This window comes from Lelliottia sp. (assembly GCF_045627565.1).
Taxonomy (GTDB): domain Bacteria; phylum Pseudomonadota; class Gammaproteobacteria; order Enterobacterales; family Enterobacteriaceae; genus Enterobacter.
In genome coordinates, this window is record NZ_JAZQNX010000044.1 from 182,486 (window position 1) to 205,814 (window position 23,329).

Annotated in this window: 21 protein-coding genes; 10 read left to right on the plus strand and 11 right to left on the minus strand. The window is 52.2% G+C overall.

The window, feature by feature from the left end; genetic code table 11:
* Positions 1-48: 48 nt before the first annotated feature.
* The 4 genes from ruvC to aspS all read right to left on the minus strand — a co-directional run bounded on the left by ruvC (position 49) and on the right by aspS (position 3,702).
* Positions 49-570 (minus strand): crossover junction endodeoxyribonuclease RuvC, encoded by a 522-nt coding sequence (gene ruvC, locus ACKI5T_RS21015; RefSeq protein WP_407439957.1) that lies wholly within the window; start codon positions 568-570, stop codon positions 49-51.
* 34 nt (positions 571-604) lie between these two features.
* On the minus strand, positions 605-1,345 hold the full coding sequence (locus ACKI5T_RS21020) for a YebC/PmpR family DNA-binding transcriptional regulator (protein WP_015959434.1): 741 nt from the start codon (positions 1,343-1,345) through the stop codon (positions 605-607).
* A 139-nt stretch (positions 1,346-1,484) separates the two neighbouring features.
* Positions 1,485-1,928, minus strand: a complete 444-nt coding sequence (gene nudB / locus ACKI5T_RS21025) for a dihydroneopterin triphosphate diphosphatase (RefSeq protein ID WP_015959435.1) — start codon at positions 1,926-1,928, stop codon at positions 1,485-1,487.
* A gap of 1 nt (position 1,929) precedes the next feature.
* Positions 1,930-3,702, minus strand: coding sequence for an aspartate--tRNA ligase (gene aspS, locus ACKI5T_RS21030; RefSeq protein ID WP_407439959.1), 1,773 nt, complete (start codon positions 3,700-3,702; stop codon positions 1,930-1,932).
* Positions 3,703-3,966: 264 nt separating this feature from the next.
* On the opposite strand from aspS, the gene ACKI5T_RS21035 reads away from it, so the two are divergent.
* Genes ACKI5T_RS21035 through cmoB form a run of 5 tightly spaced genes read left to right on the plus strand, consistent with a single transcriptional unit; the run spans position 3,967 to position 7,544 of the window.
* The gene (locus ACKI5T_RS21035; protein WP_407439961.1) at positions 3,967-4,533 is read left to right on the plus strand and encodes a hydrolase; all 567 of its coding nucleotides are present in this window, start codon (positions 3,967-3,969) and stop codon (positions 4,531-4,533) included.
* On the plus strand, positions 4,530-5,348 hold the full coding sequence (locus ACKI5T_RS21040; protein WP_407439963.1) for a DUF72 domain-containing protein: 819 nt from the start codon (positions 4,530-4,532) through the stop codon (positions 5,346-5,348). The genes ACKI5T_RS21035 and ACKI5T_RS21040 overlap by 4 nt, the downstream gene beginning before the upstream one ends.
* Positions 5,349-5,399: 51 nt before the next feature.
* Positions 5,400-5,795 carry an MAPEG family protein gene (locus ACKI5T_RS21045; protein WP_015959439.1) on the plus strand — a complete coding sequence of 132 codons (396 nt, stop codon included), beginning with the start codon at positions 5,400-5,402 and terminating at the stop codon, positions 5,793-5,795.
* 40 nt (positions 5,796-5,835) lie between these two features.
* Positions 5,836-6,576 (plus strand): carboxy-S-adenosyl-L-methionine synthase CmoA, encoded by a 741-nt coding sequence (gene cmoA / locus ACKI5T_RS21050; protein WP_407439964.1) that lies wholly within the window; start codon positions 5,836-5,838, stop codon positions 6,574-6,576.
* A complete protein-coding gene (gene cmoB / locus ACKI5T_RS21055; RefSeq protein ID WP_407439966.1) occupies positions 6,573-7,544 on the plus strand; it encodes a tRNA 5-methoxyuridine(34)/uridine 5-oxyacetic acid(34) synthase CmoB in 972 nt (323 codons plus the stop codon). The genes cmoA and cmoB overlap by 4 nt, the downstream gene beginning before the upstream one ends.
* Positions 7,545-7,662: 118 nt before the next feature.
* On the opposite strand, the gene cutC is transcribed toward cmoB, so the two are convergent.
* Both cutC and ACKI5T_RS21065 read right to left on the minus strand, forming a co-directional pair.
* Positions 7,663-8,406 carry a copper homeostasis protein CutC gene (gene cutC, locus ACKI5T_RS21060; RefSeq protein ID WP_407439967.1) on the minus strand — a complete coding sequence of 248 codons (744 nt, stop codon included), beginning with the start codon at positions 8,404-8,406 and terminating at the stop codon, positions 7,663-7,665.
* 87 nt (positions 8,407-8,493) lie between these two features.
* On the minus strand, positions 8,494-9,054 hold the full coding sequence (locus ACKI5T_RS21065) for a VOC family protein (protein WP_407439969.1): 561 nt from the start codon (positions 9,052-9,054) through the stop codon (positions 8,494-8,496).
* A gap of 239 nt (positions 9,055-9,293) precedes the next feature.
* On the opposite strand from ACKI5T_RS21065, the gene argS reads away from it, so the two are divergent.
* Positions 9,294-11,027, plus strand: a complete 1,734-nt coding sequence (argS, locus tag ACKI5T_RS21070) for an arginine--tRNA ligase (protein WP_407439970.1) — start codon at positions 9,294-9,296, stop codon at positions 11,025-11,027.
* A 41-nt stretch (positions 11,028-11,068) separates the two neighbouring features.
* On the opposite strand, the gene ACKI5T_RS21075 is transcribed toward argS, so the two are convergent.
* The 5 genes from ACKI5T_RS21075 to flhB all read right to left on the minus strand — a co-directional run bounded on the left by ACKI5T_RS21075 (position 11,069) and on the right by flhB (position 17,670).
* Positions 11,069-12,208, minus strand: coding sequence for a glycoside hydrolase family 105 protein (locus ACKI5T_RS21075; protein ID WP_407439971.1), 1,140 nt, complete (start codon positions 12,206-12,208; stop codon positions 11,069-11,071).
* A gap of 4 nt (positions 12,209-12,212) precedes the next feature.
* Entirely contained in the window at positions 12,213-13,796 is a 1,584-nt protein-coding gene (locus ACKI5T_RS21080; RefSeq protein WP_407439973.1) for an MFS transporter, read from the minus strand.
* A 262-nt stretch (positions 13,797-14,058) separates the two neighbouring features.
* Positions 14,059-14,451 carry a flagellar protein FlhE gene (locus ACKI5T_RS21085; protein WP_407439975.1) on the minus strand — a complete coding sequence of 131 codons (393 nt, stop codon included), beginning with the start codon at positions 14,449-14,451 and terminating at the stop codon, positions 14,059-14,061.
* A complete protein-coding gene (flhA, locus tag ACKI5T_RS21090) occupies positions 14,451-16,529 on the minus strand; it encodes a flagellar biosynthesis protein FlhA (protein WP_407439977.1) in 2,079 nt (692 codons plus the stop codon). Before flhA ends, ACKI5T_RS21085 begins: the two co-directional genes overlap by 1 nt.
* Complete coding sequence (gene flhB, locus ACKI5T_RS21095; protein ID WP_015959449.1) at positions 16,522-17,670, minus strand: flagellar biosynthesis protein FlhB; 1,149 nt, start codon at positions 17,668-17,670, stop codon at positions 16,522-16,524. The genes flhA and flhB overlap by 8 nt, the downstream gene beginning before the upstream one ends.
* Positions 17,671-18,183: 513 nt before the next feature.
* Between flhB and ACKI5T_RS21100 the strand changes: the two genes are divergently transcribed.
* The 4 genes from ACKI5T_RS21100 to ACKI5T_RS21115 all read left to right on the plus strand — a co-directional run bounded on the left by ACKI5T_RS21100 (position 18,184) and on the right by ACKI5T_RS21115 (position 23,284).
* Positions 18,184-18,759, plus strand: a complete 576-nt coding sequence (locus tag ACKI5T_RS21100; RefSeq protein ID WP_407439978.1) for a fimbrial protein — start codon at positions 18,184-18,186, stop codon at positions 18,757-18,759.
* 130 nt (positions 18,760-18,889) lie between these two features.
* Positions 18,890-19,576 carry a molecular chaperone gene (locus tag ACKI5T_RS21105; RefSeq protein ID WP_407439979.1) on the plus strand — a complete coding sequence of 229 codons (687 nt, stop codon included), beginning with the start codon at positions 18,890-18,892 and terminating at the stop codon, positions 19,574-19,576.
* A gap of 11 nt (positions 19,577-19,587) precedes the next feature.
* Positions 19,588-22,143, plus strand: coding sequence for a fimbria/pilus outer membrane usher protein (locus ACKI5T_RS21110; RefSeq protein WP_407439981.1), 2,556 nt, complete (start codon positions 19,588-19,590; stop codon positions 22,141-22,143).
* Positions 22,133-23,284, plus strand: a complete 1,152-nt coding sequence (locus tag ACKI5T_RS21115) for a fimbrial protein (RefSeq protein ID WP_407439983.1) — start codon at positions 22,133-22,135, stop codon at positions 23,282-23,284. Before ACKI5T_RS21110 ends, ACKI5T_RS21115 begins: the two co-directional genes overlap by 11 nt.
* The last annotated feature ends 45 nt before the right edge of the window (positions 23,285-23,329 follow it).

Below are 23,329 nucleotides of genomic sequence, written 5' to 3' on the forward strand. Positions count from 1 at the left end.
ACCGCCATCATAAAAAAAGGCTGGATGTTTATCCAGCCTGATTTGTGATTATCGTAACCGGCCTCGCGCCAGACTGAGCCGAGAGTCACTCATTTGCATGGAGTTTTGGGTTACGTGACAGTGCGTTATCGCAATGGCCAGCGCATCCGCGGCATCCGCTTGCGGATTTGCCGGGAGTTTAAGCAAGGTACGCACCATGTGCTGCACCTGGCTTTTATCAGCACCGCCAGTGCCTACCACGGTCTGTTTGACCTGACGCGCAGCATATTCGAACACGGGCAAATCCTGGTTGACTGCCGCAACGATCGCGACGCCACGCGCCTGGCCCAATTTCAGTGCTGAATCGGCATTTTTCGCCATAAACACCTGCTCGATGGCGAAGAAGTCGGGCTGAAACTGAGTAATGATTTCCGACACGCCCGCGTAAATCAACTTGAGACGAGAGGGTAAATCATCAACTTTGGTGCGAATGCATCCGCTGCCAAGATAGGTTAACTGACGCCCGACCTGGCGAATAACGCCATAACCGGTGATGCGTGAGCCGGGGTCAATCCCGAGGATAATCGACATCACGCATCTCCTGTAAGGGGTTCAGAGGCTCTCATCAGAGAGTCGCTGCAACCTCATCAGAAATTTCACCGTTATGGTAAACTTCCTGCACGTCATCGCAGTCTTCGAGCATGTCGATCAGACGCAGCAGTTTTGGCGCGGTTTCCGCATCCATGTCCGCTTTGGTTGATGGAATCATGGACACTTCCGCGTTATCCGCTTTCAAACCCATAGCAGCCAGTGCATCACGCACAGCGCCCATCTCTTCCCACGCGGTGTAGACATCAATCGCGCCGTCATCAAAGGTCACAACGTCTTCAGCACCGGCTTCAAGCGCTGCTTCCATAATCGCATCTTCATCGCCCGCATCGAAAGAGATAACCCCTTTCTTGCTGAACAGATAGGCTACGGAACCGTCAGTGCCCAGGTTACCACCGGTTTTGGTGAAGGCATGACGCACTTCGGCAACGGTACGGTTACGGTTGTCAGACAAACACTCGACCATAACCGCTGTACCGCCAGGACCGTAACCTTCATAAATGATGGTTTCCATGTTCGCGTCGTCATCGCCGCCCACGCCACGCGCGATGGCGCGGTTCAGGGTGTCACGCGTCATGTTGTTCGCCAGCGCTTTATCGATAGCCGCGCGCAGACGTGGGTTGGAACCCGCATCACCGCCGCCCAGACGCGCTGCTGTCACCAGCTCACGAATGATCTTTGTGAAAATTTTACCGCGCTTGGCATCCTGTGCCGCTTTGCGGTGCTTTGTGTTGGCCCACTTACTATGACCTGCCATAAAAAGTTCTCCAAAATTATCCTTCGCCTTTCAACTTCCAGATGCGTTGGCTGCGCCTGCTTAAGCCCGTCACTTACTGAAGTAAGCGCCTGGCGATTAACGGCTTTACCGCCTTGCCGGAAACTAAAATGCTCGGAAATTAATTAACATTAATTACAAATTCTTCAATCGCCTGCCGATTGCTCCACGACTTGGTGAGCGCCGCGGCCTCTGTCGCATCAACCCAGCGGTAGGTCAAATGTTCCGTGAACACAATTTCCCGTTCGTGGGGCAGCGCAAGACAGAACCATGATTCCGTATTGCGCTGAATTCCCGGCGCATAGCGATGACGTAAATGGCTAAAAATTTCAAACTCCACCGTGCGCTGGCAGTTCATCAAGGTCAGTTGCTCGTCGGCAACATCAATCAGGACCTCTTCCTTTACTTCGCGCGCGGCGGCCTGCAGCGCGGTTTCTCCCTCTTCCAGGCTGCCGGTTACCGACTGCCAGAAATCAGGATCGTCGCGCCGCTGCAACATCAGCACCCGTCTGGTGTCGGCTGCAAAAATGACGACTAACACCGAAACGGGACGCTTAAAGGCCATATCAGTTTTTCTCTTCCTTCTTCACCACGTCGATACCCAGCTCAGCTAAAGATGCCGGGTTAGCGAAACTTGGCGCTTCGGTCATCAGACACGCAGCGGCAGTGGTTTTCGGGAAGGCGATAACGTCACGGATGTTATCGGTGCCGGTCAGTAGCATCGTCAGACGATCCAGACCAAACGCCAGACCCGCGTGTGGCGGAGTACCGTACTTCAGCGCATCCAGCAGGAAGCCAAACTTCTCGCGCTGCTCTTGCTCATTGATACCCAGAATGCCGAACACAGTCTGCTGCATTTCACCGCTGTGAATACGCACTGAACCGCCGCCGACTTCATAGCCGTTAATAACCATATCGTAGGCGTTAGCAATCGCGGTTTCTGGCGCTGCTTTCAGCTCGTCGGCATTCATGTCTTTCGCGGAGGTGAACGGGTGGTGCATTGCGGTCAAGCCGCCTTCACCGTCGTCTTCAAACATTGGGAAGTCGATAACCCACAGCGGCGCCCATTTGGCTTCGTCGGTCAGGCTCAGGTCTTTACCCAGCTTGAGACGCAGCGCACCGAGTGCATCCGCAACCACTTTTTTGTTATCCGCGCCGAAGAAGATCATATCGCCGTCCTGTGCGCCCGTGCGCTCAAGAATGGACTCAACGATTTCTGCGTTCAGGAATTTAGCAACCGGGCTGGTAATGCCCTCAATGCCTTTCGCGCGTTCGGTGACTTTAATATACGCCAGTCCTTTCGCGCCGTAGATCTTCACGAAATTGCCGTAGTCGTCAATTTGTTTACGGCTCAAGCTTGCGCCGCCAGGAACGCGCAGTGCAGCCACACGGCCTTTCGCATCGTTAGCCGGGCCGGAGAAGACCGCAAACTCAACCGCTTTGAGCAGGTCAGCAACGTCCACCAGCTCCATCGGGTTACGCAGGTCCGGTTTATCAGAACCGTAACGACGTTCCGCTTCAGCAAAGGTCATGACCGGGAAATCACCCAGATCCACACCTTTTACATCCAGCCACAGGCTGCGAACCAGCGCTTCCATCAGCTCACGCACTTGCGGCGCAGTCATGAAGGAGGTTTCGACGTCGATCTGGGTAAATTCAGGCTGACGGTCTGCGCGCAAGTCTTCATCACGGAAGCATTTTACAATCTGATAGTAGCGATCGAAGCCAGACATCATCAGCAACTGTTTAAACAGCTGAGGAGACTGTGGCAACGCGTAGAATTTGCCTTTATGGACGCGTGAAGGGACCAGATAATCGCGCGCGCCTTCTGGCGTGGCTTTGGTCAGCATCGGGGTTTCGATATCCAGGAAACCGTGATCGTCCATAAAGCGGCGCACCAGGCTGGTGATTTTGGCGCGCGTTTTCAGGCGCTGAGCCATTTCCGGACGACGCAGATCCAGATAACGGAATTTCAGACGCGCTTCTTCGGTATTGACGTGGTTGGAGTCAAGCGGCAGCGATTCTGAACGGTTGATGATGGTCAGATCGGACGCGAGCACTTCGATTTCACCGGTTGCCATGTCCGCATTGATATTTTTTTCGTCACGCGCACGCACGGTGCCGGTAACCTGGATGCAGAACTCATTACGCAGTTCGGAGGCCAGTTTTAACGCTTCTGCACGATCCGGATCGAAGAACACCTGAACGATGCCTTCACGATCGCGTAAATCGATGAAGATTAGGCTACCAAGGTCACGACGACGGTTGACCCAACCACACAAGGTCACCTGCTGTCCGACGTGGGACTGACGTAACTGCCCGCAATATTCTGTACGCATGAGATATCCCTTAATTTAGCCGCAGGCTAAATGTCGCCTGTTTTACAGGCTACTATGTCGCAGCTTTCTGTATGTCACTAATAGGTGAAAAAAGGCGGCTATTATACTGGAAATTCCGCCGTACGATAAGAGAGAAGCGCGCCAGACGCGCGATTGCTGCACTCTTATTGCGCATTCTCACAAAAATTAACAAAATTATCCGATCTTCAACAGGGTTTCTCGTCGTAAGGTGTTACCTAAGCTAATTATTTGACTGGAGTTAACATGTTCACACTGGATGCTACCAAAACCGCGCTTGTGGTGATTGATTTACAGGAAGGCATTTTGCCCTTCGCCGGAGGCCCTCATGCGGCGGCGGACGTCGTCAGCCGCAGTGCGCGACTCGCTGAGATGTGCCGCGAAACCGGTTCACCCGTGGTAATGGTGCGTGTGGGATGGTCTGCGGATTTTGCCGAAGCGCTGAAGCAACCTGTTGATGCGCAGACCCCAGGTCAGGCGCTGCCGGACAACTGGTGGGATTACCCGCTCGCGCTGGGCAAGCAAGATAGCGATATCGAAGTCACTAAGCGCCAGTGGGGCGCGTTCTACGGCACCGATCTAGAGCTGCAGTTACGCCGTCGCGGGATCGACACCATTATTCTGTGCGGCATCTCCACGAACATCGGTGTGGAATCCACCGCGCGAAACGCCTGGGAGATGGGCTTTAATCTGGTGATCGCCGAAGACGCCTGCAGCGCAGCCACGACTGACCAGCATATGGGCAGCATGACAAATATTTTCCCGCGTATCGGTCGCGTGCGCACGACGGAAGAGATTTTAAGCGCGTTATGATTTATCTGGGCCTCCCGCAATGGTCGCACCCTAAATGGGTGCGTCTTGGCATTACTAGCCTCGAAGAGTATGCCCGACACTTTAATTGCGTCGAGGGCAACACCACGCTGTACGCACTTCCCAGAGCAGAAATTGTTGAACGCTGGCGCGAGCAAACGACCGATGATTTTCGCTTTTGCTTTAAATTCCCGGCGACGATTTCTCACAACGCCGCGCTGCGAAACTGCGGTGATCTTACGCAGGAATTCCTGGAACGAATGTCACCGCTGGCAAATCGAATCGGACAGTACTGGTTGCAACTGCCCGCCACCTTTAGTCCGCGAGATTTACCTGCGCTGTGGCAATTTCTCGATGCCCTGCCCCGCGACTTTAGCTATGGCGTTGAAGTTCGACACCCGGAGTTTTTCGCGAAAGGCGAAGCTGAAAAAGCGTTGAATCGTGGCTTACACGAACGCGGCGTCAATCGCGTGATTTTAGATAGCCGTCCAGTGCACAGTGCTATTCCTCATAATGAAGCCATTATTGAGGCCCAGCGCAAAAAGCCGAAAGTGCCGGTTCACGCGATTGTCACCGCCAACAACCCGATGGTCAGGTTTATCGGCAGCGATAACATGCAGCAAAATCGCGAACTGTTTGGCGTCTGGCTACAAACGTTGCCGAAATGGGAACAGACCACCACACCGTATCTTTTCTTGCATACACCGGACATTGCTCAGGCCCCTGAACTGGTCGATGCTCTTTGGCAAGCCTTGCAGGCTGCCGCTCCGTCTCTCGGCCCCGCCCCCGCCATCCCACAACAATCTTCTCTTTTCTGAAATCAGCCCCTATCATAGAAGTGCCATCTGCCAAAACAACAGGGAGTTTGTATGGTCAGCGCGCTGTACGCGGTGTTAGGTGCATTACTACTGATTAAATTTTCGTTCGATGTTGTGCGCCTGAGAATGCAATACCGTGTCTCTTACGGTGACGGTGGATTTTCAGAATTACAAAGCGCGATCCGCATTCACGGCAATGCCGTGGAATATATTCCTGTTGCATTAATTCTGCTCCTGCTCATGGAAATGGACGGCGCGGAAACCTGGATGGTTCACGTCTGCGGTCTGCTGTTGATCGCCGGGCGTATCATGCATTACTACGGTTTTCACCACCGCTTATTCCGCTGGCGTCGTTCCGGCATGAGCGCAACCTGGTGCTCACTGTTACTGATGGTGCTGGCAAACCTGTGGTATATGCCTTGGGAGTTGGTTTTCTCGTTTCATTAGCGCACAATACGCCACTTTATTTTTCCCGGATTTTTACGTTATGACCGATCGCGACACGCTTTTTTCCGCGCCTATCGCCAGTCTGGGCGACTGGACCTTTGATGAACGGGTAGCCGAAGTCTTCCCGGATATGATCCAGCGCTCTGTTCCAGGTTACTCCAATATTATCTCTATGATCGGCATGCTGGCTGAGCGTTTCGTTCAGCCCGGCACGCAGATCTATGACCTGGGCTGCTCGCTGGGCGCGGCAACGCTGTCCGTTCGTCGTAACGTGCATCATGACGGTTGCAAAATTATCGCTGTCGATAACTCTCCCGCCATGGTTGGGCGCTGCCGTCGTCACCTGGACGCCTATAAAGCGCCCACGCCGGTCGAAGTGATTGAAGGCGATATCCGTAATGTCGAGATCAAAAATGCCTCGATGGTCGTTCTCAATTTTACTCTGCAGTTTCTGGAACCCGACGATCGCCAGTTGTTGCTGGACAAAATTTATCAGGGGCTCAATCCCGGCGGCGCGCTGGTCCTGTCTGAAAAATTCAGCTTTGAAGACGCCAGCGTGGGTGAACTGCTTTTCAACATGCACCATGATTTTAAGCGTGCTAACGGCTACAGCGAACTGGAAATCAGCCAGAAACGCAGCATGCTGGAAAATGTGATGCTGACCGACTCCGTCGAAGCCCATAAGGCGCGTTTGCATAAAGCCGGTTTTGAACACAGCGAATTGTGGTTCCAGTGCTTCAATTTTGGTTCTCTGGTGGCACTGAAAGGCGGTCAGGCATGATTGAGTTCAGCAATTTTTATCAGCTTATCGCTAAAAACCATCTCTCCCACTGGCTTGAAACACTGCCCGCACAGGTTGCTGCCTGGCAGCGCGAACAGCTGCACGGTCAGTTTAAGCAGTGGAGCAATGCCGTCGAGTTTTTACCGGAAATGATGCCATATAAACTGGATCTGTTGCACAGCGTAACGGCTGAAAGCGAAGAGCCGCTGAGCGATGGGCAACTGCTGCGCCTCGATAAATTAATGCGCAATCTCATGCCCTGGCGCAAAGGACCGTTTTCACTTTACGGCCTGAATATTGATACTGAATGGCGTTCCGACTGGAAATGGGATCGCGTCGTGCCTCATCTGTCGGATTTGACCGGTCGCACGATTCTCGACGTGGGCTGCGGGAGCGGTTACCACATGTGGCGCATGATCGGTGCTGGTGCGCACCTGGCCGTCGGTATTGACCCGATGCAACTGTTCCTGTGTCAGTTTGAAGCCGTGCGTAAATTGCTGGGTAACGATCAGCGCGCCCACCTGCTGCCGCTGGGCATCGAGCAGCTTCCTGCTCTGGCCGCTTTTGACACGGTCTTTTCGATGGGCGTGCTTTATCACCGCCGCTCACCGCTCGAGCATTTATGGCAGTTGAAAGATCAGCTGGTCAACGGCGGCGAACTGGTGCTGGAAACGCTGGTGATCGAGGGTGATGAAAATGCGGTGCTGGTGCCGGGCGACCGTTATGCGCAGATGCGCAATGTCTATTTCATTCCTTCCGCCCTGGCGTTGAAAAACTGGCTGGAGAAGTGTGGTTTTGTGGATGTGCGTATCGCCGATGTGTGTGTCACATCGACTGAAGAGCAGCGACGCACGGAATGGCTGACCACCGAATCCCTGGCTGAGTTCCTCGATCCGAACGACAGTACAAAAACGATCGAAGGCTATCCTGCGCCTATGCGCGCAGTGTTGATCGCCACGAAGCCGTAAAAACAGTATCGGTGGCAGGAAAAAACGATAAAAAAAGGCCCCTGTTGAAATTGCAGGGGCCTGGTACAAGCAAGCATCATATTGGGCAAGATGATGCGCGGTAAAAATCGGTACGTTGCTACACGTGATGACGCTCAATTATCGATTTCATTACCGCAACCGACTCTCCCTCTACGCCATAGCGGGAATACTCATCCGCTTCGGCATCCGTCGACATTGACAATCCTGTATTGCGATAACGCATGGGTGAAGGCGTCCATTTGCCTGCAGAGCTGTGAAGCTCCTCAACCCCGGCGTTGATAAAGATTTCCAGATTGCTGGCACGGACACCCGCGCCTGCCATGATTATTGGAACACCTGATTGTGCTTTAAGTTCCGTAATTAATTTTATTCCTTTTTCAGCAGACGATGCCTGCCCCGATGTCAGGATACGTGCCACTCCTAATTCCGCTAACTTATCAAACGCTTGCGGCGGATTTCGGCACATATCAAACGCACGATGAAAGGTAACCGCCATCCCTTTCGCGGCCGTCATAACCTGCCGCATACGCGGCATATCGACATTGCCATCTTCATCCAGCAGGCCAATCACCAGCCCCGGGAAGCCCAGATCGTGAACCATCGCAATGTCTTCCAGCATGGCGTCAAATTCACCCGATGAATAGAAAAAGTCACCGCCACGCGGGCGAATAATCGGGTGTACCGGGATTGTCACGTTCTGGCGAACCGATTTCAGTACGCCGTATGACGGCGTTAACCCGCCCTCTTTTGGCGCCGCACATAATTCAATGCGATCGGCTCCGTACTGTTGCGCCGTTACCGCGCATTCCGCGCTGTAACAACAGATCTCTAAAAGCGCCAAAACATCCTCCTTAAAATTGACGTTAACGTACCATCATGCCACGCCGCAAAACGACGGACGTCGCGTGAGTTCACAAACTTATGTGACTTAAGCTTCACTCGCGACGATTTGCTCAAGGGTCCACGGGTGAAATTTCACGGTCACCCTGCCGTCTGTCACCGCCAGCGTTGGATTAGGCAATCGCTCGCGAGCCCCTTTCGGTGCGCTGGTTTTGACAAAGATACCCGGCTTGCTTAAACCTTCATCTGACAATAAGGCCAGTGCGCGGGCGTTCAGAGTTTCGGGGTCACCCGGCAACACAATTTCAATATGCTCCCAGCCCTCAATCGGGTAACGTTTTTCGCCCGGCCACGGCAATTCCACAACGCTAAACTGCCAGTGCGCAACGCACACGGGTTCGTGAAGCTTAAACAAACAAATAGGACGACCGTTAATTTCGGTTTCAGACAACAGTTCGCCACACTGTTCAAGCCCACGACGCCAGCGCTCCGCCGTCGCATTTTGATGGCAGCGAAGAGAAATGTGATCCGCGTCGAGGGGGGCAATATCCAGCCCAAGCTGAGTGGCAAGTTCTGTGAACGCCTGAGTGAAACGCGGAAGATCTGCGGAAATATCATGCAGTTCATCAATGGATTGCCAGTTCGTCATCAGAAGGTCTCTTATCGTGTCGCAAAGTCGCTAATTTACTCTGTTGGCTCCCGTCAACCAACCGCAGTTTTGAGGATTTTACCGTTGCATGCTTATGCACTCTTTCATCGCTTGTTTTCTGCACGCTCTTGAGGCGGTGCAATGCTGACGCCAGGTGCCATTTGCAGTATACTCCCGCCCTAAATTCTTAAACTGGCGCGGGTTGTCGCTCATCCGCTTCAAAAAGGTAAGGTATCCAGGTGAATATTCAGGCTCTTCTCTCCGAAAAAGTCAGTCAGGCACTGATTGCCGCAGGTGCGCCTGCGGATTGCGAACCACAGGTTCGTCAGTCAGCAAAAGTACAGTTTGGCGACTATCAGGCCAATGGCGTGATGGCAGTGGCTAAAAAACTGGGCATGCCGCCGCGACAACTCGCTGAGCTGGTGCTGACTCATCTGGATCTCTATGGCATCGCCAACAAGGTTGAGATTGCAGGCCCTGGCTTCATCAACATTTTCCTGGATCCTGCCTTCCTGGCAAGCCACGTTGACGCCGCGCTGAAGTCCGAACGTCTGGGTGTTGCTCAGCCGAAGGCCGAAACGATTGTGGTCGATTACTCGGCCCCTAACGTGGCGAAAGAGATGCACGTCGGTCACCTGCGTTCCACTATTATCGGTGATGCCGCTGTCCGCACGCTGGAATTCCTCGGCCATAAAGTGATTCGCGCTAACCACGTGGGTGACTGGGGAACGCAGTTCGGCATGCTGATCGCGTTCCTTGAGAAACAGCAGCAGGAAAATGCCGGTGAAATGGCGCTGGCTGACCTCGAAGGTTTTTACCGCGAAGCGAAAAAACATTACGACGAAGACGCTGCTTTCGCCGAACGCGCGCGCAGCTACGTTGTAAAACTGCAGGGCGGCGACGAATACTTCCGCGAAATGTGGCGCAAGCTGGTTGACATCACCATGTCCCAGAACCAGCTCGCGTATAACCGTCTGAACGTTACGCTGACCCGTGACGACGTGATGGGTGAAAGTCTTTATAACCCAATGCTGCCGGGCATTGTGGCCGATCTGAAAGCCAAAAAACTGGCGGTAGAGAGCGAAGGGGCAACGGTTGTTTTCCTTGATGAGTATAAAAACAAGGAAGGCGAACCGATGGGCGTGATCATCCAGAAAAAGGATGGCGGCTATCTGTACACCACCACGGATATCGCCTGTGCGAAATACCGCTACGAAACGCTGCACGCCGATCGCGTGCTGTATTACATCGATTCCCGTCAGCATCAGCACCTGATGCAGGCCTGGACTATCGTGCGTAAAGCCGGTTATGTGCCGGAATCCGTTCCGCTGGAACACCACATGTTTGGCATGATGCTGGGTAAAGACGGCAAGCCGTTCAAAACCCGCGCGGGTGGCACGGTAAAACTGTCCGACCTGCTTGACGAAGCGCTGGAACGCGCACGCCGTCTGGTGGCTGAGAAGAACCCAGACATGCCTGCCGAAGAGCTGGAAAAACTGGCAAATGCAGTGGGTATTGGCGCTGTGAAATACGCGGATCTCTCCAAGAATCGTACCACTGATTACATTTTCGACTGGGATAACATGCTGGCTTTCGAGGGCAACACTGCGCCGTACATGCAGTATGCCTACACCCGCGTGCTGTCCGTCTTCCGTAAAGCCAATATCGATGAAAGCGCGCTGGCAAACGCCGCCGTCGTCATCACCGAAGATCGCGAAGCACAGCTGGCTGCCCGCCTGTTGCAATTCGAAGAAACGCTGACCGTGGTTGCCCGCGAAGGCACCCCGCACGTGATGTGTTCTTATCTGTACGATCTCGCAGGTCTGTTCTCAGGCTTCTACGAGCACTGTCCTATCCTGTCTGCCGATAATGAAGAAGCGCGCAACAGCCGCCTCAAGCTGGCGCAGTTGACGGCCAAAACGCTGAAGTTAGGTCTGGATACCCTGGGTATCGAAACCGTCGAGCGTATGTAACGCAGAAACAAAAAACCCGGCACATGCCGGGTTTTTTATTCTCAGAAGTATTTTCGCAAATATTCCGTGAGGCACAGAATCGCCATCGCCTGTCCATATGGCATTGAGGTTCGCGGGATCTGACGGTAAAACTCCAGATTGCTTCCCATCCCCGTCCCAAACGACGTTTGTAGCAGCTCGCCCTCCGGTGAGATGTTTTTCACTATCCCGCGAATTGCCCTTTCCGCCACGTCGGCGTATTCCGCACTCACATAATGCTTACGCACGGCTTTCAGTATTCCGTACGCAAAGCCTGCCGTCGCCGATGATTCCAGATACGAATTCGGGTCGTCGAGCAGGGTATGCCACAGCCCACTGTCATCCTGACACGTCGCCAGCGCCGCAATTTGGGCATCTAAAACCTGCACCAGATAACGCCGTACGGCATTGTTTTTCGGCAAATCAACCAGCTCAAGGAAATCGGGAATCACGATTGTTAACCAGCTATTCCCACGCGCCCAGCGCGCCTTGGCAAAGTTGTGCTGCCCGTCGTAGTTCCAGCCGTGAAACCACAGACCGGTTTCCCTGTCCATCAGGTTCTGGACATGGAGCAAAAACTGATAAACCGACTCTTCCACGTAATCGGGACGATTCAACAATTTGCCGATTTTCGCCAGCGGCAGCACTGTCATCATCAGCGTGTCATCCCACATCTGCTGATGATTTTCTTCTGCCAGAGTGATGTGTTGCATCCCTCCGTGGTCCGTACGCGGCATGTCATTCATCGCCCATTCAGCCCAGGTTTGCAGCCACGGCAGATACGTTGGGTTTTTCGTTTCTTCGTAGCGGTACGCCAGCGTAAGAAAGGGTGCCATCGTGTTGACGTTTTTGGTGGTGGCGCCTTCAGCAAAGCGATCGGCAAACCAGGTGTCGATGATTTGACGCATTTCCTCGTCACCGGTCTGGGAGTAATACTGCCAGATTCCGTAAAGCCCCACGCCGTGGGTCCACTCCCACCCCGCCCAACCTTTAGTATCAATGACGCGCCCATCGTCCAGCCGCAGTAAAAACTCGCCGTTTTTATCAGTAATATTCACCAGGTTGTGCGTCACCTTTTGAATCAACGATTTCAGTTCATCCCTGGCAATAAAATGCTCAGGTTGACGCAGTAACGGGCTATGCTTGACAGGCCAAACCTTCATTTTCTTATCCTCTGTGATAGGTCGAGTTCAGTACCGCGCGATCCTTCAGCGCAGGTGCAACAGGTTTATTGCGATTCAGATAACCAATATTGTTGTTACCCCATAGCGATTCGAACGGCATTCCCGCCAGCATTTCTACGGTCGCGCGGGCCTGCGGCGTGGCGGTCTCAGGCATAGCCCGGCCGGACTCACGCATTTTGGCGGTCTCTTCGCGTAGCGTGCTGTGCGTTTGCAGGTTGAGCTTAAAGCGCAATGAGACGAGGAAACCGCAGAACAGGACCAGAATAGTGCCTACACTCAGAATCATCAGAATCGTGTGGCTGACTTCTGCTGGCTGTGTTTTCTGACCGCTCACAAAGCCAGACATTTGCATCACAATACCCACCAGCATGATGGCACCCGCCTGCGAGGCTTTGCGCGTCAGGGTCATAATCCCGGCAAAAATCCCTTCTCGACGCTGACCGGTGATCACTTCATCAACGTCCGCGATATAGGTGTACACGTTCCATGGAACATAGTTGATTCCGCCGCGTCCCAGGCCCGCAACAGCAGAGACCAGCAACAGAAGAGCGTAAACATCGCTAAGCCCTGCGTAATAGAGCACCGCGTAGGAAATTGACGCCAGACCAAACAGCACCACCACCATGCGGTAGGACGGCGCGGGTCCAAAACGAATGCACAGCGGGATCATCGCGATAACGGCGATGAACTGGAAGATCGCCATTGTGCCCAGCAGGTTAGACGCCATCGACGCTTCCTGCATCAGCACGAAAACGACGTAATAGGTGAATACCGCGTTAAACACGTCCTGCGCAATGTAACCACCGAGGTACATGCCCAGATGCTGGCGGAAAATCTTTACGCGCAGAGTGGAGCTTAACTCAACAAACAGACGGTTAAGGCTTTGCCCAAGGTTGAGCTGTTTCTTCTCTTCTTCCGCCCTGAGCGCCGCTTCAGACCACTCTTCTCGCGGACGTTCCCAGGTAAAGAACCAAACGAAAGTCAGCATGACGGCGCAAAGTACGGAGAACACCAGGCTTGCGTAGAAGAAAGAGACGGCGTTGTCTTTGCCAAAATGCGTCAGCAAAATACCCGGCAGGAAAGAGGCCAGAATCGCCGACATCTGCGCCATGGAGATACGTGCCCCTGAGAATTTGGTCTTCTGTTTGAAATCGTCTGTCATTTCCGGCACCAGTGTTTCGTAAGGCACCAGAATCATGGTGTAGACGATATCAAAGACCAGATAGGTCAGCAGGTAGTACCAGAATCCCATATCGCCGACCCACATCAGTGAGTAGCTAAATACGCAGGGAATACCCAGCAGGATAAAGAATTTACGGCGGCCAAACCGTTTGCCGAGCCAGGTGGTACCGAAGTTATCCGTCAAAAAGCCCATCAGCGGACTGACAACGGCATCCAGAACCCTTGCCGCAGCAAAGATGAAAGTCGCCTCAATCGGCGTGAGTCCACAGAAGGTCGTGTAAAAATACAAAAGCCAGGCAGCCGTCAGCGCGGTCGTGCCTGCGCCAAGAAAGTCGCCTGAACCATAAGCGAGGTAATTTGAGAGTCCTATTTTGCGTGTTTTCATTGCCGTTAACCCTTTCAGTTTTGGGAGACTCCCTGGGAAGCAAACCTCATCCGGGAGTTTTTACACGGCTACAGTAGAAGTATCGTCAAGGGGATACCTTTCTGTTTCTGCCATCGCACTGAAACAAATGGCAATAATGCAAAGAGATTATGTACGCGTGTCACTGATTTATAAAACAGCGTTTCTCTTGCATCAAAAGGTTGGGTCATTTTTTGCGAGCCAGCCGTCAGATTCTTCCAACGGCTGGTGAAAAGGCAGGCAACTAGCGGTAGTTAACAATCACCTGGTTACTTTGAACTTTGAGTGCAGGAATCAAACGTCCCCCGCCCGGAACTTCCCAGACGAAACGCAGCGGTTCGATGGCGGGAACGCCATCCAGTCCGCGCGTTGTACCACTTTCTCCGTCCAGTTCAGTGCAGCGCGTCTGAGAACATAAACGAACCTGAAGCCCTGCGGGAGTGGGGCCAATAAGTTGATAGCGCCAGGCCACAAGCGTCATCAATCCTGACACTGGCTCCGGTGCTGAAAGTGGTCGCGACGATGCCGAAACGCCACGGTTACTGAGCGTGATCCCAATGCTGCTCGCCTCCCATGAACCCTCTCCGGCGGCCTGCGCCACCAGCGGGAAAAGTAAAATCAAAAGCCATTTGCGCATTATTTTCCTCCGATTGTCGCCGTCATACGGATATGGCGGTTATCCGACAGTTCCATATTTGAGAGCACCACCAGTTGCGTCAGACTGCGGCGTAGGAAGCGAGAAAGCAGCGGACGAAGTGCGTGGTTCACCAGCAGTACCGGCGGCGCGCCGAGCATTTCCTGACGCGAAAGCGCTTCCTGCGTTTGTGCCAGCAGTCGGTCGGCAAGGCCAGGCTCGAGGCCACCTCCGCCCTGCAATGCCTGCAGAAGCAAACGCTCAAGCGGTGTATCAAGACCGATAACCTGCACTTCTCCCGTCCCCGGGAACCACTGCTGAGTGATTGCGCGCCCTAACGCCACGCGTACTACGGCGGTCAGTTCGTGCGGATCGCTTTGCAGTGGAGCATGCTCCGCCAGCGTTTCCAGAATGGTTCGCATATCGCGGATCGGGACTTTTTCTTCCAGTAGATTTTGCAGCACTTTGTGCAGCGTGGTTAACGTCACCACACCAGGCACCAAATCTTCAGTCAGTTTTGGCATCTCTTGCGTGACGCGGTCGAGCAACTGTTGCGCTTCCTGGCGTCCAAAGAGTTCCGCCGAGAACTGACCAATAAGATGGTTAAGGTGCGTCGCAACCACGGTGCTGGCTTCAACAACCGTGTAGCCCTGGATCTGCGCCTGTTCTTTCAATGCACTTTCAATCCAGATCGCCGCCAGGCCAAATGCCGGATCGATGGTTTGTTCACCGGGCAGCGTTCCTGCCGCAGTGCCAGGGTTGATGGCCAGCCAGCGCCCTGGATAGGCGTCACCGCTGCCAATTTCAACGCCTTTCATCAGAATACGGTAGCGTGCAGGAGGCAGATCCATGTTGTCACGGATGTGTACCACCGGCGGCAGGAAACCCATATCCTGAGCGAATTTTTTACGGATACTGCGAATGCGCCCGAGCAGTTCGCCGTCCTGCTGGAAATCAACCATCGGAATCAAACGATAGCCCACTTCCATCCCAAGGGAATCCTCAAGCTGGACGTCGTTCCAGGTTGCTTCAACCGCCTGCGTATTTTCCGGCATTTTAACAGGAGTGATTTCCGCAGCGGGCTTGATTTCACGCCCACGTAACCACCAGGCCAGGCCTAGCAGTGCTGCGGTGAAAAGCAGGAAGACAAAGTTTGGCATGCCAGGCACCATACCCAGCAGGCCGAGCACAGCAGCAGAGAGCATCAGCACGTTCGGGTTGCTGAACAACTGCGTCACCATCTGCTGACCGACATCTTCGTCGGTGCTTACGCGGGTAACGATAACCCCTGCCGCAGTGGAGATGACGAGGGCCGGAATCTGCGCCACAAGGCCGTCACCGATCGTCAGCAGCGTATAGCTTTCCGCTGCCTGGCCCATATCCATACCGTGTTGCAGCACGCCGACCAGCAAACCGCCCACCACGTTGATTACCATGATCAGGATGCCGGCGATGGCATCACCACGAACGAATTTACTCGCACCGTCCATGGAACCGTAGAAGTCAGCTTCCTGAGTCACATCAGAGCGGCGTTTCTTCGCTTCATCTTCACCAATCAACCCGGCGTTTAGATCGGCATCGATAGCCATCTGTTTGCCCGGCATCCCGTCGAGCACAAAACGCGCGCCAACTTCCGCGATACGCCCCGCACCTTTGGTAATGACCATAAAGTTGATGATAACGAGGATCACGAACACCACGATACCGATGGCAAAGTTCCCGCCCACCAGGAAGTGGCCAAATGCTTCAACCACTTTACCCGCTGCCGCACCGCCGGTATGGCCATCCATCAGAATGATACGTGTAGACGCGACGTTCAGCGCCAGGCGCAGTAACGTTGTGAACAGCAGAATGGTTGGGAACGCAGCAAACTCCAGCGTACGCTGGGTGAACATCGCCACCAACAGCACCATGATGGACAGAGCAATGTTGAAGGTGAAAAGTAGATCGAGGATAAATGCTGGCAACGGCAGCACCATCATCGACAGAATTAGCAGGATGAGAATCGGCCCGGCAAGGATCTGCCATTGTACCGATTTCAGGTTGCTGGGCAGGCGCAACATCGCCACCAAATTAGCCATCAGTGTCCTTCTCGTTCAAAAAATCCAGTGCTGCAGGCACCGGAAGATTGCCAGGTTTTTCAGGTCGTTGACCGCCTGCTAAACGCCAGCGTTTCAATTGCCATACCCATGCCAGCACTTCCGCTACGGCAGCGTAGAGCTGCCCCGGAATTTGCTGACCAATTTCAGCGTGACGATAAAGAGCACGCGCTAAAGGTGGTGCTTCAAGTACCGGCACGCGGTTCTCACTTCCAATTTCTCGGATGCGCAGCGCGATAAGCCCCGCCCCTTTCGCGACCACTTTTGGCGCGCTCATTTTGTTTTCGTCGTATTTTAAAGCGACAGAATAGTGCGTCGGGTTCGTGACGATAACGTCAGCCTTCGGCACATCTTCCATCATGCGGCGGCGCGCGGCGGCACGCTGCATCTGGCGGATACGCCCTTTAACATGCGGATCGCCTTCCATCTGTTTATATTCGTCGCGCAAATCCTGGCGTGACATACGCAGCTTTTTGATATGGCTATAGATCTGGAAGAACACATCAAATCCAACCATGGGGATAATACTGAGTACCACCAGTACCGCGCAGAAACCCACTAAATCCATCGCATTACGCATGGCAGTGAGCGGGGATTCACTGAGGAGGCGCATCATATCTGGCCAATGGTGCCAAAGGTAAAACCCAGCAGTGCTGCCCATCAGCGTTGACTTAAGGATCGCCTTAAGCAACTCCGCCCCCGTTTGTGCAGAAAACATCTTTGCAATGCCCGGGAACGGGTTCAGTTTGGAGAATTTGGGTTGCAGCGATTTCCCGCTGAATATCAGACCACCCAGCATTATTGGCGATACCAGTGCCACCAGCACGACACCGCTGATCAAGGGTAACAACGCTATCATCGCGTTTTTAATCAACAGGATTATCTGGCTGAGGATCAAATTTTGGTCATTGACGATACTGTGATCGAAGCGTAACCCTGCCGAGAGCATACCCGCCAGCCGGTTGGCAAACGCCCCGCCGCCGAACCAGATAATGCATACCCCTACGATTAAAATCAGCAGGGATGTCAGCTCTCGGGATCGGGGGACTTGCCCATCCTCACGCGCTTTGTCTAGTCGGTGGGGTGTGGGGGCTTCTGTTTTGTCGTCGCTATCGTCTGCCACTGTCTTGCTCGCTGCCCATTACGTCAGACTTATCATGCCAGAGCCTCGGCTGACCAATGGCGGGAAAAGCTCATATAACTTGTCCTTTTTGTCCCGTTTAATGCAGCAAAGATGACGGTCGGAACGATCTAAAAACTCCAAATTTGGAGTGATAGTTATTATCGCCCCCTTTAACTGTTCATGATGCGTTAAAGAAACGGACCGTTCTATCAGTGTTTTTAAACATTAAATCAACACTAACCTTAAGTTATATCAACAAATAAAATAAACCACTTCGTTATTTATACCTACTAGTTATGCCATTTATAAAACTAATAATTCAGACTAATATCAAAAACCAGCCAAGTTATATTACAATCACCTTTAAATGAGCCGTTAAAATTTTCAATTATTAACAACCCTCTTTCCTGAAATAAACAAAGTTGTATACTGAGGTTAGGGATGAAATAAGTTTATATAAATCCCGATGTAAACATTCAACTACTGGATATAAATATCACGGAGCTTCAGCTTATGAATTTAAGGAAAAATGTCATTGCCGCCACTATGCTGGCGTTTATTTCCGGCAGCGCCTGTGCGGCTGAAACCAATGCCGGGACTATCCATTTTACCGGCCAAATCATAGAACCCAGTTGCACTATTAAGGGTGATGATGGTACGGATAGCACAGTTCCTCTCGGAACCTATCCCACCAGCTTATTTACGGCCCCAGGCGATGAGTCCACGCTTGTGCCTTTTGCAATCACCCTCGTAGATTGCCCGGTAAAAAGTGATGGCTTACCTCAGGTTCAATTAACCTTTACTGGACCCACAACGCTGACAGGTGCTACGACTTTACTGGACGTGAGCAAGATCACCACGACTGGTGATACCGCGGCAACCGGCGTCGGCATCGCAATCAGCTCTCAAGGGGAAGATGATCAACTGCTTTCGCTGGATGGTAAGGAAGGACAAATCTACATTGATCTTCCTGAAGCTAAAGAAGATCAGATTAAATCAAACTTCAACGCCAGATATAAATCATTCGCATCAAAAGTGACTGCAGGCCCGGCCGATGGTGATTTGACTGTGAATATTCTTTACCGCTAATAGCGCTTCCATTATCCATAAAGAGATATTTTTTTTCGTTTTCTCGGGAGTTATTCCTATTGATAGCCTGAAGCCCTCTTCGGGCTATCACTCCCGTTGATTTTAAAAACGTGATTCATAGGGAATGTTGATGCGTATTTCAGTGATTTTTTTATTATGCATTTCGGTATTTGCCACATCATTTTGCTATGCAACAGGTATACAAATTGGGCGCACACGAATAGTTTATGACGCAAGTAAAAAAGAGATTTCTCTTCCGCTGATAAATAAAGACAGCATCCTCCCCTGGTTGGTGCAATCATGGACCGATACGGGTGATGGAAAAACTCGTGGTCCCTTCATTGTGACCCCCCCTTTATTCCGTCTCGACCCGGAAAAAGAACAGAGCCTTCGTATTGCATGGAATGGCGCAGCGCTTCCAGAGAATAAAGAATCCCTGTTCTACATGAACATTCGCACTATCCCGGCAACGGCAAAGGAAGACGATCAGAAAAACGTTCTGCGCTTGATTTATAAAACGCGTCTGAAACTCTTCTGGCGACCTGAGGGACTGAAAGGCACTCCCAGTGAGACCTGCCAGCAACTTCGTTTCACGCGAAGTGGAAAAATGTTGACCGTGGTGAATAGCGGCGATTTCTACAGCATTTTTGACAACCTGAGATTGGGAAACACGAAGATTGAAAGCGCCGATCAGGTCAGCCCTCAGTCAAGCGTCAGCCTCCCTGTTCCTGACGGTGCTACCGGTACAAGCGTCACCTGGCGTTGCATAACAGATTACGGTAATGCCTCAATGCAATACACATTCAAACTGGCTTAGGACGAAACAAAATGATTCATGGATTATGTCCTTCGCTCAGCCATCGCCGCCTGCGCCTCAATCCCATTGTACGCTATTTAGGCGGTTTCTTGATGATGGCTTCGGCTGTGGCTCATGCTCGAGAATATCGTTTTTCACCCTCTTCACTGGAGGGCGACATGCTGATGCAACAGGATATCGACCTGTCTTTATTCTCGAAATCTAATGCCCAGTTACCCGGCGTCTACCCTTCAAGAATCAAAATCAACGATAACCCTATCGATAATCTTGATATCACTTACCTCAGCGATAAAAATGGCGATCTTGTTGCGCAACTGACACCCGAAATGCTGCGTAAATGGGGAGTTGATATTGATAAATATCCTTCACTTTCATCACAAGCGGCGACCCGTCCCCTGGCAAAACCACTGGGAGATTACATTCCTCAGGCGGCGTCGAAACTCGATTTTTCCGTCATGACGCTGAACCTCAGCATTCCGCAAGCGGCGATTAGCAGTAACGGCAGGGATTACATTGATCCTTCACGTTGGGACGATGGAGTCCCTGTTGCCTTTGTCGATTACAGTTTTTCCGGTTCACAAAGCGAGGATGATGCGCGTAGCAAGACCACCAATCAGTACTTGAATATGCGTAGCGGCGCTAACCTTGCGGGCTGGCGAGTGCGCAACTATTCCACCTGGAGCAAAACTGACGATGCGAACAGTTGGGATACCATTAATACCTATCTGCAACATGATATCGATGCATTGAAGGCTCAATTTACCGGCGGTGAGAGCAGTACGCGCGGCGAGGTTTTCGATAGCCTGCAGTATCGCGGGGTCAACATTGCATCCGATGAAGAGATGCTGCCATACAGTCAGCGGGGTTACGCACCTACGATTCGCGGTATCGCAAGTTCAAATGCGGAAGTTTCGGTGCGTCAGAATGGCTATCTTATTTACCAGCAAAACGTCGCGCCGGGGGCCTTTGCCATTGATGACCTTTACTCTACGACCAACAGCGGCGATCTCGAAGTGACAGTAAAAGAAGCGGACGGTACTGAACACCGCTTCACCCAACCCTATTCAAGCGTCGCCGTGATGCAACGCCCTGATCACCTTAAGTATGAACTCACCGCAGCGCGCTATCGTGCTGATAGCGGCAGCGATCAAAATGAGCCAGTCTTCGCTCAGGGCAGTCTCATCTATGGTGTGAATAACTACTTCACCGTCTTTGGTGGCGTGACCACGTCGCAGGACTATCAAGCAGCGAATGCCGGTAGCGGTATTGCGCTCGGTGCTTTGGGCTCCATATCTGCGGACGTCACGGTCGCTAAAGCCCAGCTCGATAATGATGAGAAAAGCACTGGCCAATCATATCGGCTGCTTTACTCCGGCAAAGTCGATGCGACCGACACTAACTTCACCCTGGCCAGCTATCGTTACTCAACAAGTGGCTACTACAGTTTTGCCGATGCCAACCAAAAATATGATCAGCATGAAGATGATTACCTGTTTCGCTACAACAAACGTAACCGTATTCAGGCAAGCATCAGTCAAAAGATTTACGACGTCAGCCTCTATCTAAACGGCTATCAGCAGGATTACTGGAAAACCTCTCAAACGGAACGCAGCATTTCAGCCGGGCTTAACACCGTCGTGAAAAGCATCAGTTTCCATCTGGCGTACACCTATAGTGAAACCAATGACAGTGAAAATGACCAGATGGTTTCTTTCGGCTTAAGTATGCCGCTCAGTCAATGGCTTCCCCGCGCCTGGAGCAGCTATAACATAAGTAACAGTAAACACGGTTACACACGACAAAATGTGGGGGTGAATGGCACGTTGCTTGATGACGAGCGCTTAAGCTATTCACTTCAGCAGAGCCACTCAAACCATGATGGGGATGATACCAGCAGCGTTTACGGCAGTTACCGCTCGCAGTATGCCAATCTCAACGCAGGTTATTACTACTCTTCTGATAATTCCCAGCAACTCAGCTACGGTCTTAGCGGGGCAGTGGTTGCACATCCTCTGGGGGTGACGCTTGCTCAGCCATTAGGGAACCAATTTGCCATTGTCAATGCAGGTCATGCGTCAGGCGTACGTTTCGAGAATCAACGTGGAATTCAGACTGACTGGCAAGGGAATGCCATCATTCCTTCACTGAGCCCGTATCAGGAAAACCGCATCCGCATTGATACCACCAGCCTCCCTGAGAACGTTGATTCTGCCGACACAGCCGTCACCGTGATTCCTTCACGTAATGCAGGTGTGGTGGCCCGTTTTGATGCCCACGTCGGTTACCGCACACTTATCACCTTGACACGTAACGATGGCAAAACCGTTCCATTTGGTGCAGTTGCTACTGCACGGTCACCGGTTATCAGCGGTATCGTTGACGACACAGGCACCCTCTATCTTGCCGGCATATCGGACAGCGTGCAGCTTGACGTCAAATGGGGTAATGCAGCTAACCAGCATTGCACGGCAAACGCGTCATTGGATCCGTCGCAAAATGCGATAAACCCAACAGGCATTCGCTCCGTCCGCGCAATTTGTCAGCAGGGAATGAAACATGTTAACTGATATGAAAACCTTTTCTCGCGCCTTCATCGGTGCGCTGCTTTGTCTCGTCTTTTCGGCTTCAACACCAGCAGCAACGACATTGTTCAATTGTTTTGACGCACCACAGGAATACAACATCACCTATGACAGAGATTTAAACGCCAGCGAAAACATCACTCATCACGAAATCAATGTGGATCATTTGGTCGGCGATGGGATGGAAATGGAGGCTAACTGCAGCTGTCCAAAAAATATGTCTGGCACCACGCCTGTACTGGAACTCACATTAGCGGGTAGCCCCCTTTCGCCAGGCGTCAGCGGGTATGGATATTTGACGGATAAAGTGGATATCGATGTCAGGGGATATACGGATGCGGTCAACTCGCCTGATGGCGGCGGATTATTCGGGCTGAATATTAATCAGTACCCAACATCATTCTCATCAATGCCTAACACGATTGAAGATATTAAAACCAAAGAAGGGACAGCCAGCGTATGCAGTGCGAGCACACGACCTTCTGACTCCACGTCAGTTAAGCGAAAATTCAAACTGAACGTGATTGGGGCAAAGTTTTACATCAAAAAACCAATTATTGGCAAAGAAGCGATCCCCACTACCCTCGTCGTTCAAAACTATACCTGCCTCTATTTCGGTTCAGGAAGTTGTGATACCACCGGCGCGCAGCAGGTGTCGAATATCTGGCTGAGTGGGTCGCTCTCAGCTCCGTTAAGTTGCACTATTAATGAGGGCAGCACGATTGAGGTCGATTTTGGCAATATCGTGAGCAAGCAATTTAACGGAAAAAGTCGACCACCTCAGGGATACGTCCTAAAAAATGTCGATATATCTTATCATTGCGATGATAACGCCATTGGGAATAATGACCGAATTAAGCTGACGCTAACCGCCGATCAGGGGGTTGTCGATAGCAGCGAGCCGCTGGTCGCGAAAATGCTTGATAAGGATGATGTAGGCGTTCGAATTTATGATGAGAATAACCAAAATGTGGCGCTAGACGGCACATTCGAATTCCCGGTCCCCATGGACGATCAAGGAAATGGTGTGGTGCGAATCAAAGCCGCGCCCGTCAGCACTACCGGAAAAACGCCGGAACCTGGTCAGTTTGAAGGTAACGTCACGGTAAAAATGGATTTGCGTTAAGTTATACGCAGGTTGCGTAAACAACCTGCGTATAAGTCGCAATAA